The following is a 24030-nucleotide window of genomic DNA, read 5'->3' on the forward strand; positions in this document are numbered from 1 at the left end:
ACCCCCTATGTCGATGTGTTCCCAGTCAGGGGACACTTCAGATTAGCAGCGCGGGCCGACAACCCAGGGCTGTTGGCCTGCGGAGCGACCCGTGCTTCCTATTGCTACAGCTTGTCGATCCAGGTGTCTTCATCCCGGTTGTCCCAGGCGGAGCCTGTCACAGGACCTTTACTTTGCTGCTGGTCGCTGATGCGTTGAAGGATTCGGCGGACATCCCTTGCCTGCAGCTCTCGGAGGCGGGCAACTGGACGGACCACGCAGGACTCGATGAGTTGCTGGCGCTGCTCCATGGACGTGATTCCGGCTTCTTCGAAGGCTTGCCGAATGGATGCGATTTGCTGGTCCGTAATTGCTGGTTCTTCGAAAGCCTGCGGTGCGGCTTCATCTTCGAGGTCAAAGAGGCCAGGCTCGTTGGGCTGCATGCTTCGGTGGTCCTTAAAAGTGCTAGCGGTTGCCCTTTGAGGATACCCCGTTGGTGCCTTTGGAGGCGCGTCACATCGGATGTGTGCTCTCTTTGCAGACCTCAGCAGCCGAGACCATGCCTTGGATCACCTCTGAACGGTCCATTAGGCGGCATGGTCTGGCATTCATAAAATGTCGGGTGAGCTAGGATTCTCTCGTCCCGGAAGAAGCACATGCTTCGGGGGTGGGGAAGGGGGAAGTTGGATAGCTCCACCTTCCGAAGATGCGGCTAATCGTGATTCACATCGGAGCATACGGCTGGGACGCTGATACTGTCCTCTGCCAGGATCAAGACCGCACGACATTATAGAGAGTGAAAATCGAAGAGCTACCTGAGCCAGGGCTGCTATTGGCGATCTGCAGCAGTCCACCGAAAACAAGCGGGACACGGACCCTGAACCGAGTTGAAATGGCCAGGAAAGTCCTTCGTTACGAGAATGCCCGAGTGGCTAACATGTTCCCGCTGCCGACTCAATCATCTGGAGAGCTGAAGATTCTCGGGGTTCATCGAGCGCCGTGGATGATGTCCCGGGAAGAAATCGAGTCTGGGATTTCCCTGGCAGATGGCATATTGCTCGCGTATGGGACCTCTGCTCCGACAGGTCCCGCAAGGGTCCATTGGAAGGAACAGATTTCTTGGTTATTCAGCAAGCTTGAGCCTTTGAACATTCCCATTTGGTCGGTAAGCGATGAGCCCAGACACCCTTCACGCTGGCACCGTCACACATTCCGGGAGCACCCCGGCATGCCTTTTGAAAATGCACTTTCCCTTGTGCTGCGGGAACGGCAAGTATCCGCAAACAACCTACTGTCGGCAATGGGCTGCGATAACGAGGACGTCGGTGCAAAGAACAGGGCATCGACGTAGCACTGCAACCGTTATCAATCGGATTGCGGGATTGAATAACGCAGATTCACTTCGCGCCGCGGGTGAGCTCTATTTCCTGGTTCTGCCAAGCTCCATAGGTCAAACCGGTCGACTGGACCTTCCACTCCATACGGCCGTTCGAATTCCGCCCGGACACGATCGCCGATGCCGCCGAGGGGGAGGCAAACACTTGGTCGCGGGCGAAGACCGCCAATTTGCCGTCTTGGGTCGGGACCAAGGTGCCGTCCTGAACCAGCTTGTCCCGCAGCCTCCCGTAACCGTCCTCTACCCCGACCCACGAGGCCCTCGCGAGCGATGCTTTCAGCACCGTGAACTCGCCATCGACTTCCTGAGCGGTCGCAACAATGCCATGCCTGGCAAGGCGCATTTCGAACAGCGGGGAGACAAGCGACTGAACCGGAGGCAGGGGATCGGCAGCATTCGAAGATGCTGTGGTGACCGTTGTGTTACGGAACAAATTAACCCCGAGCACGGGCAGCGCGATCTTGACTTGGGCAATGAAGTACTCCATGTCCGAGATGTCCGCCTCCGGCAGAGGCAATGGCACTGGCGCAGTGCCATTCGTGAGGCGGGCCCGGTTGGCCTGCTGCGCCAGAGTGATCAGACGAGACTCAAGATAGCGGGCGTGTGCCTTGGTCAGGTTGGCATCCTTGCTCGTGAGGATGATCGCACGTTCCCAAAAATCCTTGCCGCCCTGCTCTTCCGGTCGGGAATGCTGATAAAGCCGCCTGCTGACGTCGTCACCTTCGCCAATGTAGGCCAAGGAACCGCCCATGCTGTCAGGATCATCACCAAGCAAAATGTAGATGCCTGTCCGGCTGGCCTCCGGCCGTTTGAGGAGCGCTCCGAGATCCGACCGCGGAGCCGCGACGACATGCCCCGTCCAATTCATAATTTCGGCAGTCAACAAGCCACCAGGGGTGCCGTCCGCGAGAAACAAGCGGACGGATTTTCCGATACTCATGACAAACCCTCCAACTCTGAGGTTTTCGATAGCTCGTAGTCGACATCAGGTTCTTTGAGTGCCATAGTTTGTATCCCTTTGCTTTAGGTTAGTTGAAACGTGCGGGCTGCCAGCGAGGCATTGCATTAGGTCGACTCTGCGGTCACTGCACGGGGCCTGAGATTCAGTGCACGAACCTCGCTGTTGTCCGGGATCAATCCCAGCAAGTCATCCTGCCGTGCCTGACCCAATGCGAGACGGTAGGTTGCGAGACCCGACAGCATCTGCTTGGTCCGCGCCACATCCCGGCTCAGTGGGTGGTCGAGTAACCGCCGCTCAACCTTGTTGGCACCCGGGTGGATCCAGTGCGGAGAGAATTCCGTGGCGGCATTGTCCGGCGCGGCTGAAATTGACGCGGCGGCAGCATCAAACACGGTGGCCCAGGGGCTGGTTGCCCGCGACGTGAAAACCGCGACCCCATGCTCCTGGGCGACATTCTTCCTGACTGCATGGCCGAGGTAGCGGTGCACTCTCCCTTCCCGCTGTTCAAAATCCACCGGATTGGACGGCACATTCCAATGCATCACTGAGTGAGACCACCAATGGAAATCAATCCCTTCCTGGCCGACCGAAGTGGACGCCAGAACAAACGGCCAGAAGGGACTGTTGAATGACCGCCGGACTTCGGGCATGCGGGCGGAGTCGCCATCCTCGGAGCGTGAGTTGCTGTACCGAACTGCGAAGCGAACCCCCATCCGGAGATCGTCATGCGAGCCATCCGGATACTTCGCCTGCATGGGTGCGGGGCGCAGAGTGAGTGCCCCCCGAATGTCGTTCGCCAGCAGCATGAGCTGGGCACTGGTCAGTTCACCGGGAGGCTGCTGGCTCCGCAGCTGGAACACATACTCGTCCAGCAGCGACTGCAGATTTCCGGCCTCGCAATACCGCAGCACCCGTTGCCATGGTTCACCCTCCGGATACAGCTGGCCCAAGAGTTCCGCCACATCAAGACGGTTAAAGAGTGAGCGGAGGCCCGAAACACCGATCAAGGCAGCCCGGAAGATATCGCTTTGCTCCATGCCAGCCGGAGCTATTCGCTGAAGTGAGCGGTACATGCAGTTGGCGGGAGAATTTGCCGTCAAATCGGCCACATCAGCATCCCATCCCAGGAAGCCCGCAGTCGCGATGTCGAGCATGCGTTCAACGTGCTGGAGGTAGGCGGTGTCTTCGCGTCCGCCGTCGTCGTTTTTGCTGGACTCAGCAGCGTCCTCTGCGCCGGAGAACCGCACGATGACGTCGGCTGTGTCTCGGAATCCCTGCGCGGCCGCACCCGTTTCAGCCCAGCGGTCGGGCAGGGCACCCGGAACACTGAAATACGAAGCCCAGGAGCCCAGCCGTCCCGCGTCTCCAACCGCCGGACCGGTGATTGTCTGACCTGTCGCGGCGGCGTATTCCCTGAGCTCCTCGCCCGTCACTCGGCCGCCGGACGACCGTGCGGCGGACAAGGGATCGCCCGCGGCGCTGAGAGCAACGTGGGGTACAAACAATGCCAGCGTCGACATTCGCTGCGGCTCCCCGTCCTTAACCGCGTACCGGAACCTGCCGCGGAATCTCCGCCGGGCCTCTGGAGAGTTCTCACCGTGTTCGGACCCTTCGAGAATTTCCCGCTCCGCCTCATAGGAGAGCAGCGTGGTGAGCGCTGTGGGAGCGGCGTTCCACGAGGTGAAAACTAGCTGTTTGGTCACGGCCGAGTGCCCGGTGTAGGGTCCGGATGGTTCCACATATGGCAACGACGGCGGAATCCACAGCAGTCGCCACCAGCCCTCGCCGACAGTGTGATCCCGGACAGCACGGAACTTTGCGCTGTCGGTGTCCAGCGGTTTGTAGCGGCGGTATTTGTCAGCGTCTATGGTCGCCAAGCTGGACAACAGCGGCCGCAGAGTTTCGCTGTGCTGTGCGGTCACACGGCCGATTTTGTAGCCGCTGAGGAAATGAGCGAAATAGGGGATGGATTTCCAGTACTCCAGCACGTTGCCCGATTTTGTTGCCCGTGAGACTTCGGCGAGGGAGCGGTAGCTCGTAAGGTCTCCGGGCTTCACTTTGGTCGGCGCCATGTTGATGACCTCAAGCATGTCGTCCCCGCCCAGCTGGGGCCTCTCGGTCCGCGACATGAACCGAAGCAGTGATTCTTCGATGCGGTCAGTCACGTCCTCTTCGACGGATTGGCCGGTCAGTTGCCGGCGCCGCGTTTCGAAGTCGGCAGTCAGAGCGCTCAAGTAGCCGTCTTCGCCGCGGCTCAGGAAATCCAGCAGCTGAAGGAAGTCCGAGGAATGGTCATCCCCGTCGACGTCTCCCGCAGTGGTGTGTGCCTTGTAAGGCGTGGCGGAGAGCAAAAGCAGCTTCGCGCCGTCGTACTCCAGGAATTGCCGGGCCAGTTCATTGGCCTCGTCGATCTGGTCATCGACCGCCGGCGGGCGGAGCAGATCCCGAAAGCGCTGAAACTCGTCCAGGATGATCAGATCCGGTTCCAGACAGTTCAGACCGGCCCGCGCCAAGTCAGAGCGCAAACCGCCAATAATGCCGTTCATGGTTTTCCGCTGATCGTCCCAATCAGCTGTGTCGTTGAACAGCTCGCGTTTCAGCGCCTGCAGATTTCCGCTCTGCGTGGCAAGGTCGGAAAACTCATTTGCTATGCGGGGAACGAAGCCGCCGGGGTTCCTGGCCTTGGCGCGTCCCAGATGCCACTCAAACGAGCCCGCCCCAGCGGTAGCGCGGAGCAGTTCCACTGCATGGTCACGGTTCTCCGCCGTGATGACATCGAGTTGTTCCAGGAGTGCGAAGAGGACGGCCCGTTCCGGAATCTGTCCGGTGGCATGGGTGACTTTGAACGAGGTGCCCGGCGTCAGTGAGATGAAGTTGACCCGTTTGTTCATGCCTTCGGCTGGCTCACCCTGCAGCAGATCCAGTTGTCCGGGGAGCAGGGTCAGCCGTCCGGATTCGATAATGTCCGGCTGGCCGGTGACGTTCAGGCGAGCCAAGTTCTGTTTGGCCAGATCAGCATTGGAACAGACGTAGACGACGTCGATGCGTTCGACGCCCGAGTCGGGCTGGTCCAGTTCAGCGATGACCTTGGCAATGACCCCGCGGGCAACCATGCTCTTCCCCAGACCGGTTTCGTCCGCAACCAGGAAGCGATCTGCCGGCTGGGTGTCGTGGTAAAGCCGGTTGAAAACATGGTCCACGGTGCGGCGTTGAAAGCCCCGCAGGCTGTTCAATGCTGGCAGCGGGTCAAAGGCCATGAGGAGTTTCTTTCATTTGCAGGGCTTCGGTGGCGGCGGACCAGAGGGCGTGAAGCTGGAGAACGTCGTCGCTTTCCCCGTTCAGCTTTACCAACCGTTGAATCACCGGTTCCAGCTCGCTGAAAATTTCCGAGGCGTTGGGATTCTCCAGTGCGGTGACCAGGGTTTCGAAGAGCCCGGCCGATGCACCCGCCTGATACCCCGCACCGAAACGCCACGGCAGCCCGGCAAAGCCTGCGCCGGGTGGGGCATCTTCCGGCGACAGGAACAGAAGCAGAAATTGCCGCAGCTTGTCGGGATTGTCCAGCTGCCGGGCAACGATCTCGTCTAGGCGGCCGTCTGGATCGGTGCGCAGAACCCCCTGCACAACGGCCGTTGCCGTCAGCTCGGACTCCGGGTCGGTGAGGCTTAGGACGAGATATGGGGTCACATCCGCCAGCGGTACGTTTCGGTAGCGCAAGCTACTGGCCCCCGGCTCGGATGGTCCGCCGACCTCGAAGACCGGTGTTCGAAGGGTCACCAGCCGCACGGTGGCGCTGAGCCGTGCTGGAGGTGTCCAGTCGTGCTCCAGCGTTACCGCATACAGTCCGGAAGTGTCGGGGCCCTGTTCCGGGACGGCATCAAGGAGGAAGATTCTGGCTGCTGCTTCCCTCAGCTTGCTGTCCAGATGGAAGCGCATCTCGTCATCGTCGCTGCGTTGCTGGCCTCCGGTGCCCGAATAATCGTTGAAGGGAACGTCTTCGAGGCTCGTCAGGATCGTGTCCACGCCGATTTTGGACTTGAGGCCCCGCATCTCAACCAGGAATTCGACGTTCTTGTTGAATCCCGCGTTGGTGGCATTGCTGGAGCCGAGGAGCACATGGGTCTGGAATCCGTAATCGCAGAAATAGGCCTTGGCGTGCAGCCCGGTGAGGTCGTCCCCCGAGGTGGAAGCGCCGTCGTCGCCCATCTCAGGGGTGATGGTGTCGTCGAAGGAGCGGAAGCAGAAGCGCTTGTTGGAGATTGTGTTGGGGGCGATGAGGTCCAGCTGGTCTGCACGGGAAAAGACGTGAGTCTTGTCAGTGCGGGTGGTGTCGAGAATGCGCCCGAGCAGGATGTCATCCAGGAAAGGGGAGATCACCAGCTTTTTGTAACCGATGGTTTTTGCGGCGGCAGGGTCGGGATTCAAGCCGGCTGCGGTCTGCGGATTACGGAGGTAGCTGACCAAGGACTCGGGTTCGGGGTCGGTTTGAACACCGAGTGGCCGGAAGGCCAGTAACGAAATGTGCTCCGGAAGCTCCCACTCAACAGTGGCGATCCGGTCGGCAAGGCTATGGATTCGGTTGACCCGTGATTGTTCCGGCGGCACTGATGCCAGGGGGCAAAGCGCTGTCAGGAATTCCTGCAGGGGAGTGTTGCCTGGTTGGACGGTGTCCGTGGGCGCTCCGTCCAGACGCACCAGGAGGTCCCAGCTGGTGTCCGGGGTGAGGTTGCGGCTGCCGCACAGGAACCGGTAACGGCGCTCGCCGTCGTCGTTTTCAAACTCCAGTACCCAAACCTTCGGATGAAAAAGTCCGCCGCCCCTCACACTGACCTGGTGCACCATTGGTTCCAGCAACGCCAGCAAATCCGATGCACCCTGCGGAACCCGGATATTGCCCGCCTGACAGAAGATATCGACACGGTCGGAGACCTTTCGGAGTGCGGTAAGCACCGCCACCGGATTGGTGAACTGCTCTCCGGACCCGGCCACAAAGCTCAGCGGCACCGACAGGGCGCTGGTCATGTCCAGAGTGAACGTAGTGCCCACGGCGTGAACCAGTCGAAAACCGGCCGGTGGACGCAGCTGCTGGGTAAGGGCCTGCCTGTTGCCGGCATCAAGCATGTGCGTGCTCCGGCCCGAGGGCAAGCCCGTCATGGATGTCGCGAACGGTGCGGCGGACCTGAGCCCAGCGGTACGTAAGGGCGGCGACGCCCCGCTCCGGCGGTGCCCAGGCGCGGAGGCGCTGGTGGTTACGGAAGCGCGAGTTGGCTTTTTTCATGAGGCGTTCCCTGTCTTCGACGGCGCGACGAAGCTCGGGATTGTCCGCGAGTGGTATTGAAAAGGTTTGAGCTGCTGCGGCCATGGTTCGGGCGAAGTCCACTGTGCTGCCGCGGATGGCGGGGTTAGCCTCCCGGATTCTGTCGAGGAAGGCGTCAACGTTCCAGCTAGCAAGCAGGTGTTTTTTGGCATCCCGCTCTGTTTCCCATTCTTGGAGCAGTTCATTGGTTGTCTCGGTGGTGATGCCGCTGTCCGGCAGGTTCTTGGCAGACAGTTCAGCAAGCAAATGCTGGTACAGGATGTTGGCGCCGTTGTGCACAAAGGAAAAGAGTTCAGCGTCCCGGACCCACTGGACGGTTCGTGCATCTGCTGTGTGGGATATCGGGTCCTGCCACGGACCGGTGGTGTTCTGCGCCAGCGGATCCCGGGACACTACGAAGTGCGCGAGCAGGGTTCCGCGGCAGGAGGCGAGCAGCCGTTCCTGCAGCCACGATGCTTCGGCATGCGTGAGCGCCAGGCCGTTCTCTTCGGTGTAGGGGAAGCCTTCGGGCGGCTGGGGCAGGGATGGCGCCCAGACCGCTGCGGTTTCGGCGTTCTCGTTGCTGCTGGAATTGGCTCGGGCAGCGCACATGGCCTCGGCTATGCCCGCGCGGTCGATATCGGGATGCACGATTTCGTAACGGCGAAGTGCGGACCAGTAGGCCGCTGAGGGAAGCTGGCGTACCTTGTTGCCGGCCGAGCTGCCGATGAATCCGGTCGTCGAGATTTCTCCAAGCCTGTCGATCAGAGCTCGCTCGGACTTCTCAGCCCTGGACTTCAGAACGTCCGGTTGGGATGTTCCGGCTGCGGCGGTCAGATAGGCCCAGGGAACGAGCAGAAGGTATCGGGCTCCGGCGTGCAGGACGGAGGTCCCGGGGAAGAGGCTGTTGCTGATGACGTCCCGTATTTGGCCGATGCCCAGATCATCGATGGTTTCGGGTGTGGAGAAGAGTTTGACGAGTTCCCGCATGCGGTTGTTCTCGTCGGTGTTGGCGTCAAGCCAAGAGATATGAGAAGTCATCGTCAGATCGAGTGAGCGCTTTCAGGTGCGGCTGGCTGGCTTACGGTAATTACAGGCTACCTTCACGCTGCTCTATGCCCGTGCAGACCGGAGTAGGCGTTGTTCTCGGCGAGCACCTTCTCGAAGTTGCTGAGCTATGGAGCGCATTTGCTTCATTCGCGATGACGAACGACGTGTTGGAGCGGCGCCGGTCCGGATTCGGCCCCCGCCCCACGTTCTGCAAAGATGGTAGTAAGGCTACTGATAAAGGAGATCCCATGCAGAACGAAATGCAGGAACATCCCGCTGACGAGAACACCCCGTCAAGCCGGCGGACCACCCCGCTGATGAACATCCCGGCGGCAGACATCGTTGACGCCGGAGCATCAGCAGCCAGGCCGCGGGACGTGGATCCAGCCGAGGTCGCCATCCTGGCCGAGGCCGAAGACCCGGGAACGCCCGGCCTGCGGCTGCAGGAACTCGCCACCGACGAGCCCAAGGCCCGCCCCGCCGTCGCCGCCAATCCCGCCGCCGGACCCGAACTGCTCAAATGGCTCGGCGCGCTCGACGATCCCGCCGTGAACGAGGCGCTCCGGCGCCGCGAACAGGCCCAGCAAACAGAGCACGGACACTAATTTCTAAGCTGGTGGAGGGACGGACAAACAGTCCGCCCCTCCACCAGCTTTGTCAGCACCACCCGCACCGATGAAGTCCCGCCGACAGCAACCCCGGCTGCAAAGAAGCAGCCAGACAACCCAAGGAGAACCACATGCTTCCCGCACCCTCCGCACCCAACGCGGCCGACTACGGGGTGTATTCGGAGGTCGGCAAACTGCGCAAGGTCCTGGTCTGCGCCCCGGGCCTGGCCCACGAACGGCTCACCCCCACTAACCGCGAAGACCTGCTCTTCGACGACGTGATGTGGGTGGAGAACGCCCAGCGCGACCATGCCGACTTCGTTGCAAAGATGACCAGCCGCGGCGTCGATGTCGTCGAACTCCACGACCTGCTCGGCTCTACCATGGATATCCCTGAAGCCCGGACCTGGCTGCTGGACCGCAAGATCATCGCCAACCGGGTGGGGCTGGGACTGGTTGCCGGCACCCGGGCATTCCTGGATTCGCTGACCGGGGCGGAACTGGCACGGATCCTCATCGGCGGGTTGACGACGTCGGACCTGCCCAACGACTATCTCAGCGGCTACGTGGGCCTGGTCCGGGAATCCACCGGCCGGCCCGAGTACCTGCTACCGCCGCTGCCCAACACCCTCTACACCCGGGACACCACCTGCTGGATCGGCGGCGGGCTGACCCTGAACCCGCTGTACTGGCCGGCCCGGCACGACGAAACCCTGCTGATGCAGGCCATCTATCGGTTCCATCCGGACTACACGGGCTCGAAAATCTGGTGGGGCGACGCGGAAAAGGACTGGAGCCAGGCCTATCTGGAGGGCGGCGACGTCATGCCCGTGGGCAATGGCACCGTGCTGCTCGGCATGGGGGAGCGGACCTCCCGGCAGGCCATCACCCAGCTCGCGCAGGCCCTGTTCAAAGACGGAGCCGCCGAACGGATCGTCGTCGCCGGCATGCCGAAACTGCGCGCCGCGATGCACCTGGACACCGTGTTTACCTTCGCGGACCGGGACCTGGCCACCATTCACCCGGCCATCGTGGACGGCATCCACCCCTTCACCATCCATCCCTCGGACAAACCCCTGGGCCTGGAGGTGCGGGACCACCGCGACCGGCGGTTTGTGGACGTGGTGGCCGAATCCATGGGCTACAAGAAACTGCGGCTGGTGGAGACCGCCGGGGACTACTCAGCCTCCGAACGCCAGCAGTGGGACAGTGCGAACAATGCCGTCGCCCTGGAACCGGGCGTGGTGTTCACCTACGACCGCAACACCCAGACCAACGCGGCGCTCCGGAACGCCGGCGTGGAGGTGATTCCCATTGTCGGGGCCGAGCTGGGCCGGGGACGCGGCGGCGGGCACTGCATGACCTGCCCGATCATCCGCGACGGGATCGAGTAACCGACGACGGCGTGCGGGATGAGGCGACTGGCATTTGACCGCATTCACGCTCGCCATCGGAATCCCGGCTGCGGTTTCGGCGTGGACCCCAGCGAACGCGCCGCCCTTGACGGGTACACGCCTTTCCACTGCACCGCCCCCTTCGGCAACCGCCTCCGGGTGCGGGCCGCCGATTCGGACCCCGCCGTCTCCTTCTGAGACGATAGTGCCGAGGCTATTGACGAAGGAAGATCCCAGGCAGGAAGCGGCCCGCCCCTCCACTGTTGTCTAACCCGTGTTGCCTCAGCGGCCGCCACACCCGATTGGAAAAGAACCATGTCTAATCCGCCTGTTTCGGGGGAGAAGGCTCCAGCGGCCAAACTCTCCCTACTGACCCTCACCACTGTGGTGATCGGGTCCATGGTTGGGGCCGGGGTGTTTTCCCTGCCCCAGCGCTTCGCCGAGGAAACCGGGGTGTGGGGTGCGCTGGTCGCCTGGCTGATTGCGGGTTCCGGCATGATGATGCTGGCCTTTGTGTTCCAGCGGCTGTCCATGCGCAAGCCGGCGCTTGATGCGGGGATCTTTGCCTACGCCAAGGCCGGCTTCGGAAATTACGTGGGGTTCTTCTCCGCAGCGGGTTACTGGGCCAGTGCCTGCGTGGGAAACGTCACCTACTGGGTGCTCACCATGTCCACGCTGGGAGTCCTGTTTCCGCAGTTGGGCGCAGGGGACACCCTCCTCGCCGTCGTGCTCTCCTCGGCCGGGCTGTGGGGATTCTTCTTCCTGATCAGGCGCGGCATCAGGGAAGCCACGGCCATTAACCGGATAGTCACGATCGCCAAGGTTGTTCCCATCCTGGTCTTCGTGCTGTTTGCCGTCTTCCTGTTCGACCCCGCCGTCTTCGCGGGAAACCTTACCGGGGCGGAGTACACGGGGCCGCTGTTTGAGCAGGTCAGCAACACGATGCTGGTGACGGTCTTTGTGTTCCTCGGGGTTGAAGGTGCCAGCGTGTATTCGCGCCATGCCCGACGGCGGGAGGACGTTGGCAGGGCCACCATCCTCGGCTTTCTGAGCGTCTTTGCCATCTTTGCCTCGGTCACGATCGTTTCCTACGGAGTCCTGCCGATGGAGCAGCTCGCCGGGCTGCGTCAACCATCCATGGCGGGCGTCCTGGAATCGGGAGTAGGGACCTGGGGGCTGGTGTTCGTCAGCGCAGGCCTGATCATTTCGGTGATGGGCGCCTACCTGGCCTGGAGCCTGATGGCAGCGGAGGTCCTGTACGTGGCGGCCACGGAGAAGGACATGCCGCGGTTCCTGTCCCGGGTCAGTGATGCCGATGTCCCGGTCAACGCCCTGCTGCTGAGCACCCTGCTCAGCCAGCTGGTCATGGTCATCACCTACTTCTCCGAGGACGCCTTCGACTTTGCACTGGACATGACCGCGGTCCTGACGTTGTTTTCCCTCCTGTTCGCGGCCCTCTACGCCCTCAAGCTCGGCTGGAGCGGCGAAACGTATGAAGGAGCCCCGAGCCGCATCCGGCGGGGCGACCTGACCATTGCCGTCATTGCCACCATTTACTCGGTGTTCCTGGTCTACGCCGCCGGGCTGCCTCTGGTGCTGCTGTCGTTGATCTTCTACGCCCCCGCCACCGTCCTGTTTGTGATCGCGCGCCGTGAACAAGGGCAGCGCGTCTTCCGGGGAGGAGAGCTGTTCCTTTTCCTCATGACCTTGGCAGGAGCCGTTGCAGGCGTTCTCGCCCTGACCCGGGGCTGGATAGAGCTCTGAGCTAGAGGACCCGCCGCGTCCTGCGGTACGGGATCGATTGAGGACTGACGACGACGGCGGCCCGTCGCCACTAGACTGGCGGCTGTGCGCAATAGTCCGTCCTCCCGTCAACCCGGCCCGCCAAGAGTCACCATGGCCGACATCGCTCTGGCGAGCAAGTCGGATATCTCCACGGTGTCCCGCACCCTCCGCAAAGCTGAGGATCAGGTGAGGACAGAAAAAGGGCGGGCCATTTGGCGTATCGCAGCGGAAATGGGCTACCGGCCCAACCTCACCGCGGCGTCGCTGAGAACCAATTCATCCCGGCTGATTACTGTGTTTGTGCCTAGGCTTCGTGACGAAGTGCTGGCCCTGATGCATGAGGGAATTGATCAGGTTCTGGCCGCGGCCGGATATCAGAGCATTGTGGTGCCTACCGGGGATGACCCCGCGGAGCAGGTGGCGAAGCTGGAGATGGCTATCCAGCGGGGCGTGGACGGCATCCTGATCGGCGACGCCCGCAGCGATTCGGATTTCATGGATAACGTCCGGCGCCTGGGCCTGCCGTTTTTTCTCTTCAACCGTCCGCTGGACGGTTATGCCTCGGTAACCAGCGGTGACTATCAGGGCGGAATGCTCGCAGCCGGACACCTGGCGCAGATGTGTCCCGGCCCGGTTGCCGTGTACGGGGGGATGCCGTACGCCCAGAACCTGGCCAGACGGGTACAGGGTTTCCGGGACGGGTTTGAAGCTGCGGGACGCACCCTCCCGCCGAATCTGGTTCTCGACGGCGGCCTGTATGCCGAAGACGGAGCGATGGCTGCCCATCAGCTCATGCAGCAACTGGAACCTCCGTTCGGGCTTTTCGCGGTCAACGACACCGCAGCCATCGGTGCCCTGGGAGAGTTCTATCGGGCCGGACTGCGAGCCGGCAGAGATGTCTTCGTAGTCGGGTTCAATGACATTTCGCTGGCCGGGGCCATTCCTGTGGGGCTCACGACCATCCGCTCCTCCATGGCTGAGGTCGGCTCACGCGCAGCGGAAGCACTTTTGGGCCGCATCAGCGGGGAAAACCCCGGCTCCAGAACGGTGCCCGTGGATTTGATGATCCGCGAGTCCACGCAAAACTAGCAGCGGCAGCAGCTCCCGGGACGAGTATCTTTCGTCACACGTCTGCAATCGATTGCATTTCGCGGAATGCACCCCTAGGATCCTGTGACATGGATAATAAGACAGCTCCGCGCGTGAGCAACGTGAACCCGGCAAGCCGGGGACTCTTCGTCAATCGGTTCCGGTGGGTCGTTTTGTTCGGCATCGTCGTCATCACCGTTGTGAATTACATCGACCGGGGTGCCATCTCATACGCAGCCGACGGAATCATCAGCGAATACGATCTGGACCCCGCCGACTGGGGCAAGGTCCTGGGCTTCTTCGGGTATGGCTACATGTTCGGTGCCCTCATTGGCGGCGTACTGGCGGATAAGAAGGGTCCCCGCTGGACGTGGACTGTTTCCTGCCTCTCCTGGTCAATCCTCGTGATGTGCGTGGTCTTTGCCGGTGACGTGGGTGTCGCCCTCGCCGGCTCCGCCCTGATCGGCTTCGCGTTGTTCCGCATCACCTTCGGGCTGGCCGAAGGGCCGGCCTATGCCACGGTCAACCGGACCGTTGCCAACTGGGCAACCGTTAAGGAACGCGGCTTTATGTCCGCCGTCGGACTGCTCGGAACCCCGCTCGGCGCGCTGCTTACCGCTCCCGTGGCGGTGGGGCTGATTGCCCTCACCGGGTCATGGCGCTGGGTCTTCATCATTCTGGGCGTCGTCGGACTCGTATGGCTGGCATGGTGGCTGCGCATTTTCACCAACACCCCGGAAGAAAACCCGCGCGTGTCCGCCGAGGAACTGGCAGTGATCCGGGACCAGTCAGACACCCTGGCTGGGGAAACAACAGTGGACCAGGCCGCCCGTCAGCTCAAATGGTGGAACTTCTTCCAGAGCCGCACGCTTGTCTGCAACGCCATCGGTTACTTCTCGTTCATGTACGTAAACTTCATGATTCTCACATGGACGCCCCGTTATCTTCAGGCCGAGTTTGGTTTCTCCTTGGGATCGCTTTGGTACCTGGGCATGATTCCGTGGATCGGTGCCTGCTTCACCGTTCTTTTGGGCGGCCGTATCAGCGACTGGCTCCGCCGGCGCACGGGCAGCCTGTGGATCGCCCGCAGCGGCTTTGCCATGGGATCCCTCGCCCTGACGACGCTGTGCTTCTGCCTCATCCCCACCCTGGACTCCGTTGCCATGATCCTTTTGGTGATGGCGGTCGGCAACGCCCTGAACTCGCTGCCCAACGCCGTCTACTGGACAGTTGTCATTGACACGGTTCCGGAACGCACGGGCACCTTCGGAGGCATGACCCACTTCATCGCCAACATTGCAGCTGTTGCCGCCCCCACGCTTACCGGATTCCTGGTCAGCGCGCACGGCTTCGGCTCAATGTTCATCGCCACTGCCATCGCCACCGGCATCGGCGTCGTTGCCATGGCCTTCGTGAAGCCGGGTCACCTGAGCCGCCGGCTTTCCCCGGCGCAGGACGTGCGCGGATGACACAGCAGGCCTCCCCGGTGAACGTGACGATGGATGATGCGATGTCGCTTCTGGGCGGGCCGGTCGATCTGGTTGATCCGCCGGCCGCGGGATCCCTGGCAAGGGCATTGGAGTTAAACGCCTTCGCGTCCATCGACGCATCGCAAATTGATGCGGGCGGCATTTCACGTGCGGAACGTATGGGGTCTGCGCTGGCGGGCCGGCTGGTCGGAATAAAGGACATGATCGATGTTGCGGGCGTGCCCAGCCGATACGGCTCAGCATGGGGCAGCGATGCACCCAAGACGGCGGACGCCCCGGTAGTGCATGCGCTGCGGCAAGCCGGGGCCGTCCCCGCAGTCAAGACCCAGACCCACGAATATGCTTACGGTCCCACCGGCGACGTTACCTCCACAGGGCCGGTGAGGAACCCGCATAATCCGACGTTGATGTCAGGCGGATCCAGTGCCGGCTCAGCGGCGGCCATCGGCTGCGGGGCGCTGGGCCTGGCCTTGGGGACGGACACGGGAGGTTCCGGGAGGACGCCCGCGGCGTTTTGCGGCATCTACGGCCTGCGGCCCACCCATGGATCGACCAGCATCGAGGGAATCTTCCCGCTGTCTCCGTCCCTGGACACTGTCAGTCCGATGGCGAACAGCATCCAGGGCATTGCTGATCTATGGGGCGCTCTCAGCTCGGAAATGCCGGCCCCCCAGCCAGCGGTGGACTCGTTGAGCATAGGCCTGCTCTCCGGATCGCCCTGGTCGCAGGTGACTGACAGCGTCAGCAGTGCACTTGAGGAAGTCCGCGCCGCACTGAGCGCACTGGGACATACGATTTCCAGCTACGAGCCGTCATGGACAGAACTGACGCACCAGCTGTATCCCAGGATTCAGGGGCCCGAAGCTGCCTCCATTCACGCGGACAACCTGGAGCAGGACCCGGCCCGTTACCAGCCGGAAGTGCTTGCCCGGCTCTGCGGTGCGCAGGAGGTGCCCGGGTGGGAGTACCGTCGTGCCCTTCAGCAGATGGAGGCCCTCCGCGCTGATGTGCCAGCTGCTTTTGGCAACCACGATCTGCTGCTCTGTGCCACCTCGCCTGTGACGGCTCCAAGGATTGGTCAACGTGTTGCATTCGGCGCAGGGTGGAACACCGTGTGGGATGTGGCGCTGGCCTTCACCGTCCCCTTCAGTGTGCTGGGCGTGCCGGCCTTATCCATTCCCGTCTGGAAGGAAGAGGAGCCAATGCCCGCAGGGGTCCAGCTAGTAGGCCGCCCCGGTGCTGAATTTCAGCTCATCGGTGTGGCGCAGAAGCTCGGTGAGATGCGGGTCGGCAAACGCTAAGGGGCGGTGCGGCCCCGGACGACAGGCCGGGGCCGCCGGTGGGTTGCGGCGCTGTGCTCCAGCCCCTGCTCAACCGGGACATGACATGGCTGCTTTGCCGGGATCCTGGTGCTTAACCGCCGGTGTCCCGTCAGTGAATCACTAGCGGACAGCCCGTTGCTTGAAATCCGAGGAAGAGCGTTTCTCGCATTTATATGTCTTTGTTACAAAACCTTATCGATTATGCCCCTGGAAATTAGCTGTTAGTAGGCCATGCTAATTAACAGATAATTAATCCGAATACAAACCCGCATAATCTTGGCGCCGTTAATCCTGAAGCCACTCGGGGGACCATGACGGTTGTCATAAAGTAGACCGATGACTCAGAAAGCATCGAAAAAAATTCGTATAGGTACGGTCATCACCATCATGGGCGCTATTGTCGCCTACCTGATCGGCTCCGGGTTCGCCAAAGGCCAGGAAGGACTGCAGTACTTCGCGTCCTTCGGGACGGCCGGTGCGGCTGGCGCGCTCGTGATTACTTTTGTTCTCTATTGCTACGTCACGGCCATTGTTCTCCGTGATGGCCGGAACCTTCGGTTGCAGTCCGGTAACAAAATCTTTGAGTATTACTGCGGAAAGTACATTGGAAAATTCTTCGGTGTTTTTGCGCCATTGTTCTTCTTTTGCCTGTATGCCGTCATGCTCTCCGGAGCCGGTGCAACCCTGCACGAACAATTCGAATGGAACGGGCAGGTGGGAATCTTTGCCATGGCGGTCGCAGTGCTGGCGACGGTGATGCTGGGGCTGGACGGACTGGTGGCCATCCTGTCCAAACTCGGTCCCCTCATCGTTGCCCTGTGCCTCATCGTGGGGGTCACCGGCATCGTCAGGAGTCCGCAGGGCATAGCGGAATCGGCGGATACCCTCCCCACTATCGATGTTCTGCAGGCGGCGCCGCACTGGGCGCTCTCGGGATTCAACTTCCCGGCACTGGGGATCCTTATGCTGGTCCCGTTCCTGGCAAGTTTGAGCAGGAAGGTCCGGAACGACAGGGAAGCTGTCGCCGGCGGGCTGGCCGGAGCCATCACGTTAGTGGTGGCTGTTGCTGTGGTGGCATTCGGGCTGTTGGCAAACATCGGTGATGTCTATGACAAGCAGATCCCGATGCTGTGGATCGCAGATCAGGTCTTCTCCGGCGCGGCCGGCGTCTATTCAGTGATCCTCTTCGCCGGCATCTACACCACCGCCGTTCCTCTGCTGTGGGCGGTGGTCAACCGGGTTGAGACCAACGACAAGAGCAACCGGGCAAAGTTGTTCGCCTTCATTGCAACGGTAATCGCGGTCCTGCTGGCGCAGGTGCCGTTCGCGGAACTCGTCAACTTCCTCTATCCGGTCGCAGGTTATCTGGGACTCGTTCTGTTGGTCGGCATCGTCGTCCGGCACATCAGAAACTTCCGGAACCGGAAGCAGGGAACCGACCTCTACGCCGTCGAGTTCGAGCGTTTGCCCGAGGAGAAGACAGCGGCGGCAGCAAAGTAGTGCTTTAGTGTTGTGACCCCCGGATGATCCCCCCTGTGATCCAACCGTGAAGGGCATCCGCCTGCAGACGGATGCCCTTCACGGAGCCGATCTACCGCGAGCTGAACGCCGCATCAAACGCAGCGTCCGGCGGATCCATCGCCAGCGACCGGACAAAGGCCAGCGCCTCCGGAGCGCCGACCAGCCGGTCCATCCCGGCGTCCTCCCACTCCACTGAGATGGGCCCCTGGTAGCCGATGCTGTTGAGCATCCGGAAGGCGTCCTCCCACGGCACGTCCCCATGCCCGGTGGAGACGAAGTCCCAGCCGCGGCGCGGATCAGCCCAGGCCAGGTGCGAGCCCAGCCGGCCGTTGCGCCCGTTGGACATGCGCTTCTTCGTGTCCTTGCAGTCCACATGATAGATCCGGTCCTGAAAGTCCCAGAGGAAACTGACCGGATCCAGGTCCTGCCAGACAAAGTGGCTGGGATCCCAGTTCAGCCCGAACGCCGGCCGGTGCCCGATGGCTTCCATAGCCCGGACCGTGGTCCAGTAGTCATAGGCAATTTCGCTGGGGTGCACCTCGTGCGCGAACCGCACCCCCACCTCGTCGAACACGTCCAGAATGGGATTCCAGCGGTCGGCGAAGTCCTGGTACCCGGCGTCGATCGCCTCGGCGGACACCGGCGGGAACATCGCCACGTACTTCCAGATGGCCGACCCGGTGAACCCCACCACGGTCTTCACGCCCAGCGCCGCGGCGAGCCGGGCGGTGTGCTTCATTTCCTCGGCGGCGCGCTGCCGCACCCCCTCGGGATCGCCGTCGCCCCACACCACATCCGGCAGGATGTCCCGGTGGCGCTGGTCGATGGGGTCATCACACACCGCCTGGCCCTTCAAATGGTTGGAGATGGCGTAAACCTTGAGCCGGTACTTCTCCAGGATGTCGCGGCGGCTCTGCACGTACTCCTCGTCATCCCACCGCCACGGGTCCAGATGGTCGCCCCAGCAGGCAATCTCCAGGCCGTCATACCCCCACTCCGAAGCAAGGCGCGCCACTTCCTCCAGCGGCAGGTCGGCCCACTGGCCGGTGAACAGGGTGACTGGACGGGGCATGGCTGGCTCCTTCTCGGGATGGGACGGGGGAAACGAATCAGGCGACGGGCGTCCAAACGCTGGACTTGCCGGCGCTGGCGGACACGGCGTCCAGGACTTCCTGGACCTGCAGGCCGTCAGCGAACGACGGCGAAGGCTGGGTTCCGGCGGCAATCGCCTCCACGAAGTCCTTGGCCTGGTGCACGAAACCGTGCTCGTAACCCAGCGAATGCCCGGCGGGCCACCAGGCGGAGACATACGGATGGGTGGGTTCGGTGACCATGATCCGGGTGAACCCCTGCCGGACGGCGGGGGCGGTGTAGTCGTAGAACTCCAGGAAGTTCAGGTCCTCCAGATCGAAACTGAGCGCACCGAGCGTGCCGGAGACCTCCAGCCGCAGCGCGTTCTTGCGGCCGGTGGCCATCCGGCTGGCCTCGAATGAGCCCAGCACTCCGTCCTCGAAACGGCCGGTGAAGAGGGCGACGTCGTCCACCGTCACCGGGCCGCGCTCTCCGGTGCCGGGTGCACCTCCCAGCACTGCGCCGTCGGGGGATTCCGCCGCCAACGGACGGGTGGGAACCAGGGTTTCCAGGGTGCCGCTGACCTGGGTGAGTCGGTGTCCGGTGATGTACTGCGCCAGGTCAACGGCGTGGGCGGCCAGATCGCCGAGCACCCCGGAGCCGGCCTGTTCCTGCTGCAGCCGCCAGGTCAACGGGGCGTCGGGGTCCACCAGCCAGTCCTGCAGGTAGACCGCCCGCACCTGCCGCACCGTGCCCACGGCTCCGCCGGCCACCAGGTTCCGGGCGTGGGTGGTGGCCGGCAGTCGGCGGTAGGTGAATCCCACCATTGCCCGGACGCCGTTGGCTTCAGCGTCGGCCGCGGCGTCGGCCATGGCGCGGGCTTCCTCGGCCGTGTTGGCCAGCGGCTTTTCACACAGGACGTGTTTGCCGGCCTGCAGGGCGGCAATGGCAATCTCCGCATGGGCGGCACCGGGGGTGACAATGTCGATCACGTCAATGTCGTCCCGGGCAATCGCCTCCCGCCAGTCGGTGGAGGTCTCCGCCCACCCCCATTTGGACGCGGCGGCAGCGGTGCGCCCCGTGTCCCTGCCCACCAGGAGCGTCAGCTCCGGCTGCAGCGGCAGGTCAAAGAACCGCGGCGCCACCCGCCAGGCCTGGGAATGGGCGGCCCCCATAAACCCGTGGCCCACCATGGCCACCTTCAGAGACTTGTTGTCCTGCATGTTTTTTCCTCTTTCTCAGCCCCGGGTGTTTCTTGAGACCTGCACCTTGGCCGTCAGGACTCGAACGCGACGGGCAGGTACGTTTCCACGTTCTCGGAGGTGACCACCGGGGCGTTCAGGACCACCCGGTTGGGGACTTCGATCTCCACCAGATCGCTCATCGCCTTGTCCTGCACCAGCAGCCGGGCCAGCCGGATACCGTCCGCGGCCTGGGTGTGCGGATAGATGATGGTGGCCTTCATGACGCCGTCGCCTTCCTGGATCTCGCGCATGGCGTTGGCAGAACCGGCACCACCCACCATGAAGAATTCATCGCGTCCGGCGGCGTCGATGGCGGCCAGGACGCCGATGCCCTGATCGTCGTCGTGGTTCCACAGCGCATCAATCTCCGGTGCGGCGGAGAGCAGCTGGGACGCTGCGATCTCGCCGCCCTGGACGGTGAAGTCCGCGGACACCCGGTTGTTGACCTCCAAACCGCATCCGGAGAGGGCGTCCTCGAAGCCCCGGCTGCGGTCCTGGGTGAGCGGCAGGGAGTCGATGCCGGCAATTTCTGCCACGACGGCGTCGGACTGGCCGCCCAGCTGCTCACAGATATAGGTGCCGGCGCTGACGCCCATGCCGTAGTTGTCGCCCAGCACAGTGGTGCGGGCCGCGAACGGGCTGGAGAATTCCCGGTCCACATTGATCACGGGAATTCCGGCTTCCATGGCGCGCGTGGCGACATCGGTGAGGGCGGCGCCGTCGGTAGGCAGCAGCACAATGGCATCCACCTGGTCATTGATGAACTGCTCCACCTGGCTGATCTGCAGGTTCGCGTCATTGGTGCCCTCGGCGACGCGCAGGTCGATGTCCGGGTACTTTTCGGCTTCCGCCAGGGCGGCGGAGTTGATGGCGCCGAGCCAGCCGTGGTCCGCGGCGGGACCGGAGAACCCGATGACCGCGGTGTCTCCTTCCGCCTGGTTTCCCTCCGAGGAATTGTTGGTGGGTTCGGTGTTGGTCTCTTCGCCGCTGGAGCATCCCGTGAGGACAAGCCCGCCGGCCGCGATAAACGCCGCCGTGGTTACAAGCTGCCTCCTGCCCGTCCTGCGTGCTGCCTGCATGGTGTTCTCCTTTATGTGATTGGAGCGCTGCGGTGGTGATGCGCGTCACACTAACAGAAGCCCGACGATAAAGCTGCAAGATACTACTGGTCGTCGACATAAGTGTGTAAGCTCCGTCCCATGACCGCCTCCAGCCCGCCTCCGGCCACCGCGCAGCCGCTGCTTCAAGTGCGGAATCTGAGCAAAAGCTTCGCCGGCGTCCGCGCCCTCAAGAAGGTGGACCTGCAGGTGCTGCCCGGCGAAGTGCACTGCGTGCTGGGCCAGAACGGCGCCGGAAAATCCACCCTCATCAAGGCACTCTCCGGCGTGCACCAACCGGACTCCGGAGAGATCCGGTGGAACGGCGAGGAGGTCCGGCCGGCCAGCCCCACGGCGGCACTGGAACTCGGCATCGCCACCATGTACCAGGAACTGGACGTGGTGGACGGGCTGAACATCACGGAGAACATCTTCCTGGGCCACGAGGATGCCCGTGCCGGCGTGCTGCGGGTGCGTGATGCCCGGCAGCGGACCCGGGAACTGCTGGCCCGGCTGGGGCACTCGGACCTCGCGCCCTCGGCCGAGGTGGGCGGGCTCTCGGCGGCAGGCAAGCAGATTGTCAGCCTGGCCCGCGCCCTGTCCCGCAACGCAAAGCTGATCATCATGGATGAACCCAGCGCCATCCTTGACGCCGGTGAAGTGGCCAACCTGTTCCGCGTCATCCGCGAACTCACCGCCCAGGGCATCGCGATTGTGTACATCTCGCACCGGCTGGAAGAAATCCGGCAGATCGGGGACCGCATTTCGGTCATCAAGGACGGCACCAGCACCGCCTCCTCGCTCCCCGTGGCGGCCACCACCCGCGCCGACTTGGTGAAGCTGATGACCGGCCGCGACGTCGCCCACGCCTTTCCGCGGCGGGTTCCGGTGCCCGACGCCGCGCCCGTGGTGCTGGAGGTCAGGGACCTGGGTCTGGCCGGCTCCTTCGCGGACATCAGTTTTGAGGTCCGGGCCGGGGAGATCTTCGGGCTGGCCGGGCTGGTGGGATCCGGCCGTTCCGAGATCCTGGAAACCATTTACGGGGCACGCCGGGCCACCGCCGGCACCGTGGCCGTGCAGGGCAAAACGCTGCGCCCCGGTTCCGTGCCTGCCGCGATCGAGGCCGGAATGGGGCTCTCACCTGAAGAGCGGAAGAGTCAGGGCCTGCTGCTGGAAGAACCCATCTACCGGAACATCACCCTGTCCACCTTTCCCCGGTTTGCCGTCCGCGGCGTGCTGAAGGAACGCCGGGAGAAGGCCGCTGCCCGGGAACAGGCCGCGGCCCTGCAGCTGAGTCCGGCGGATCCGAACCGTCAGGCACGCACCCTGTCCGGCGGCAACCAGCAGAAGGTCCTGCTGGCCCGCTGGCTGCTGCACGGCACCCGCGTGCTGCTGCTCGATGAGCCCACCCGCGGCGTCGACGTCGGCGCCAAGACAGAAATCTACGCGCTGATCCGCGCCCTGGCCGCCGACGGCGTCGCAGTGGTGGTGGTCTCCAGCGAGCTGGAGGAGGTGCTCGGGCTGGCGGACCGGGTGCTGGTGCTGGACGCAGGCCGGGCCCTCGCCACCGACAACGCCACCAACCTGGACGAGCACGCCGTGCTTGACCTCGTGCTGAAAGGAAACGCCCAGTGAGTGAGTCCAAGACGACGGCGGTCCAGCCGCCACCCGCCGACGGCGCCACCGCCGCCCAGGCACCCCGGCCGAACCCGGTGCGGACCTGGCTGGGAGGTTCCGCCGGGCGCAACCTCGGCCTGGTGGTCGCGCTGCTGCTGCTGTGCGTGGTGGGCACGGTGACCAGCGGGGAACGGTTCCTGAACGTGGACAACCTGCTGACCATCCTGCGCTACGCCTCGATCACCGGGGTGATCTGCGTGGGCATGACATTCGTCATCACCGCCGGCGGCATCGACCTCTCAGTGGGTTCGGTGATGGGGCTGACCACCGTAGTGGCATCCCTGGCCGCCGTGCAGCGCGCCGCCGAGGAGACCAGCTGGCTGCTGATGGTGGTGCTGGCACTCGCCGTCGGGATGTTCGCCGGGCTGATCAACGGAGTGATCATTGCCTACGGCAACGTGGTGGCCTTCATCGCCACCCTGGCCATGCTGGTGGCCGCCCGCGGCGCCGCGGAACTGATCTCCGGGCGGCGCACGCAGATTGTTATCGAGCGGGACTTCCTGGCCGTGATGCGCTCGAACTTCCTGGGCGTGCCGCTGCTGATCTGGATCTTCGTCCTGGTGGCAGCGGCCGGCTGGTTCCTGCTCAACCGCACCACCTTCGGCCGCCGCACGGTGGCCATCGGCGGCAACCTGGAGGCCGCCCGGCTGGCCGGCATCAAGGTGAAGCGGCACATCGTGTGGCTGTACGTGCTCTCCGGTACCACCGTGGGCATCGCCGGGATCATGATGATGGGCCGCACCACCGCCGGCACCTCCACGCACGGGCTGCTGTTCGAGCTGGACGTTATCGCCGCCGTCGTGGTGGGCGGAACCCTGCTGGTCGGCGGGCGCGGCACCATTGTGGGCACCGTCCTGGGCGTGCTGCTGTTCAGCATCCTCATCAACGTGTTCACGCAGAACAACCTGGACACCTCGGTGCAGCAGGTCGCCAAGGGCGCAATCATTGTGGTGGCGGTGTTGCTGCAGCAGCGGTTCGCGGTGCGCGGAAACCGCCGCAAGGGTGCCCTGTGAGGTGCCGCCGGCAGAGTAACGGCGGTCACTGTGCTTC

The 24030-nt window shown here is 63.2% G+C and carries 17 protein-coding genes; 9 read left to right on the top strand and 8 right to left on the bottom strand.

Annotation, left to right across the window (positions count from 1 at the left end; genetic code table 11):
* Window positions 1-104: 104 nt before the first annotated feature.
* The 5 genes from MUG94_RS03235 to MUG94_RS03255 all read right to left on the bottom strand — a co-directional run bounded on the left by MUG94_RS03235 (window position 105) and on the right by MUG94_RS03255 (window position 8673).
* Complete coding sequence (locus tag MUG94_RS03235) at window positions 105-422, bottom strand: hypothetical protein (protein ID WP_227908371.1); 318 nt, start codon at window positions 420-422, stop codon at window positions 105-107.
* Window positions 423-1376: 954 nt separating this feature from the next.
* Window positions 1377-2315 carry a GIY-YIG nuclease family protein gene (locus MUG94_RS03240; RefSeq protein WP_227908372.1) on the bottom strand — a complete coding sequence of 313 codons (939 nt, stop codon included), beginning with the start codon at window positions 2313-2315 and terminating at the stop codon, window positions 1377-1379.
* A 125-nt stretch (window positions 2316-2440) separates the two neighbouring features.
* On the bottom strand, window positions 2441-5593 hold the full coding sequence (locus tag MUG94_RS03245) for a helicase-related protein (protein ID WP_227908373.1): 3153 nt from the start codon (window positions 5591-5593) through the stop codon (window positions 2441-2443).
* On the bottom strand, window positions 5583-7457 hold the full coding sequence (locus MUG94_RS03250) for a phospholipase D family protein (RefSeq protein WP_227908374.1): 1875 nt from the start codon (window positions 7455-7457) through the stop codon (window positions 5583-5585). The genes MUG94_RS03245 and MUG94_RS03250 overlap by 11 nt, the downstream gene beginning before the upstream one ends.
* The gene (locus tag MUG94_RS03255) at window positions 7450-8673 is read right to left on the bottom strand and encodes a DUF6361 family protein (RefSeq protein WP_227908375.1); all 1224 of its coding nucleotides are present in this window, start codon (window positions 8671-8673) and stop codon (window positions 7450-7452) included. The genes MUG94_RS03250 and MUG94_RS03255 overlap by 8 nt, the downstream gene beginning before the upstream one ends.
* Window positions 8674-8930: 257 nt before the next feature.
* Between MUG94_RS03255 and MUG94_RS03260 the strand changes: the two genes are divergently transcribed.
* The 7 genes from MUG94_RS03260 to MUG94_RS03290 all read left to right on the top strand — a co-directional run bounded on the left by MUG94_RS03260 (window position 8931) and on the right by MUG94_RS03290 (window position 17870).
* Window positions 8931-9287, top strand: a complete 357-nt coding sequence (locus MUG94_RS03260; protein ID WP_227908376.1) for a variant leucine-rich repeat-containing protein — start codon at window positions 8931-8933, stop codon at window positions 9285-9287.
* A gap of 134 nt (window positions 9288-9421) precedes the next feature.
* Window positions 9422-10684, top strand: a complete 1263-nt coding sequence (locus MUG94_RS03265; RefSeq protein ID WP_227908377.1) for an arginine deiminase — start codon at window positions 9422-9424, stop codon at window positions 10682-10684.
* 315 nt (window positions 10685-10999) lie between these two features.
* Window positions 11000-12448 carry a basic amino acid/polyamine antiporter gene (locus MUG94_RS03270; RefSeq protein WP_227908378.1) on the top strand — a complete coding sequence of 483 codons (1449 nt, stop codon included), beginning with the start codon at window positions 11000-11002 and terminating at the stop codon, window positions 12446-12448.
* Window positions 12449-12580: 132 nt separating this feature from the next.
* Complete coding sequence (locus MUG94_RS03275) at window positions 12581-13558, top strand: LacI family DNA-binding transcriptional regulator (RefSeq protein ID WP_227908379.1); 978 nt, start codon at window positions 12581-12583, stop codon at window positions 13556-13558.
* Window positions 13559-13647: 89 nt separating this feature from the next.
* Window positions 13648-15027: an MFS transporter gene (locus tag MUG94_RS03280; RefSeq protein ID WP_227908380.1), complete on the top strand. Its 1380-nt coding sequence runs from the start codon at window positions 13648-13650 to the stop codon at window positions 15025-15027.
* Complete coding sequence (locus tag MUG94_RS03285) at window positions 15024-16349, top strand: amidase (protein WP_227908381.1); 1326 nt, start codon at window positions 15024-15026, stop codon at window positions 16347-16349. Before MUG94_RS03280 ends, MUG94_RS03285 begins: the two co-directional genes overlap by 4 nt.
* A gap of 357 nt (window positions 16350-16706) precedes the next feature.
* Entirely contained in the window at window positions 16707-17870 is a 1164-nt protein-coding gene (locus MUG94_RS03290; RefSeq protein ID WP_227908382.1) for a YkvI family membrane protein, read from the top strand.
* 91 nt (window positions 17871-17961) lie between these two features.
* Here MUG94_RS03290 and MUG94_RS03295 read toward each other — a convergent pair whose 3' ends face one another.
* The 3 genes from MUG94_RS03295 to MUG94_RS03305 form a co-directional block, all read right to left on the bottom strand.
* Window positions 17962-18963 (bottom strand): sugar phosphate isomerase/epimerase family protein, encoded by a 1002-nt coding sequence (locus MUG94_RS03295; RefSeq protein ID WP_227908383.1) that lies wholly within the window; start codon window positions 18961-18963, stop codon window positions 17962-17964.
* 37 nt (window positions 18964-19000) lie between these two features.
* A complete protein-coding gene (locus MUG94_RS03300) occupies window positions 19001-20155 on the bottom strand; it encodes a Gfo/Idh/MocA family protein (protein ID WP_227908532.1) in 1155 nt (384 codons plus the stop codon).
* Between the two features lie 83 nt (window positions 20156-20238).
* Window positions 20239-21285, bottom strand: a complete 1047-nt coding sequence (locus tag MUG94_RS03305; protein WP_227908384.1) for a substrate-binding domain-containing protein — start codon at window positions 21283-21285, stop codon at window positions 20239-20241.
* Window positions 21286-21405: 120 nt separating this feature from the next.
* Here MUG94_RS03305 and MUG94_RS03310 point away from each other — a divergent pair, with 120 nt between their 5' ends.
* A complete protein-coding gene (locus MUG94_RS03310; protein ID WP_227908385.1) occupies window positions 21406-22938 on the top strand; it encodes a sugar ABC transporter ATP-binding protein in 1533 nt (510 codons plus the stop codon).
* Window positions 22935-23993 (top strand): ABC transporter permease, encoded by a 1059-nt coding sequence (locus MUG94_RS03315; protein WP_227908386.1) that lies wholly within the window; start codon window positions 22935-22937, stop codon window positions 23991-23993. The genes MUG94_RS03310 and MUG94_RS03315 overlap by 4 nt, the downstream gene beginning before the upstream one ends.
* The last annotated feature ends 37 nt before the right edge of the window (window positions 23994-24030 follow it).

The sequence above is a fragment of the Arthrobacter gengyunqii genome, assembly GCF_023022985.1.
GTDB lineage: Bacteria > Actinomycetota > Actinomycetes > Actinomycetales > Micrococcaceae > Arthrobacter_B > Arthrobacter_B gengyunqii.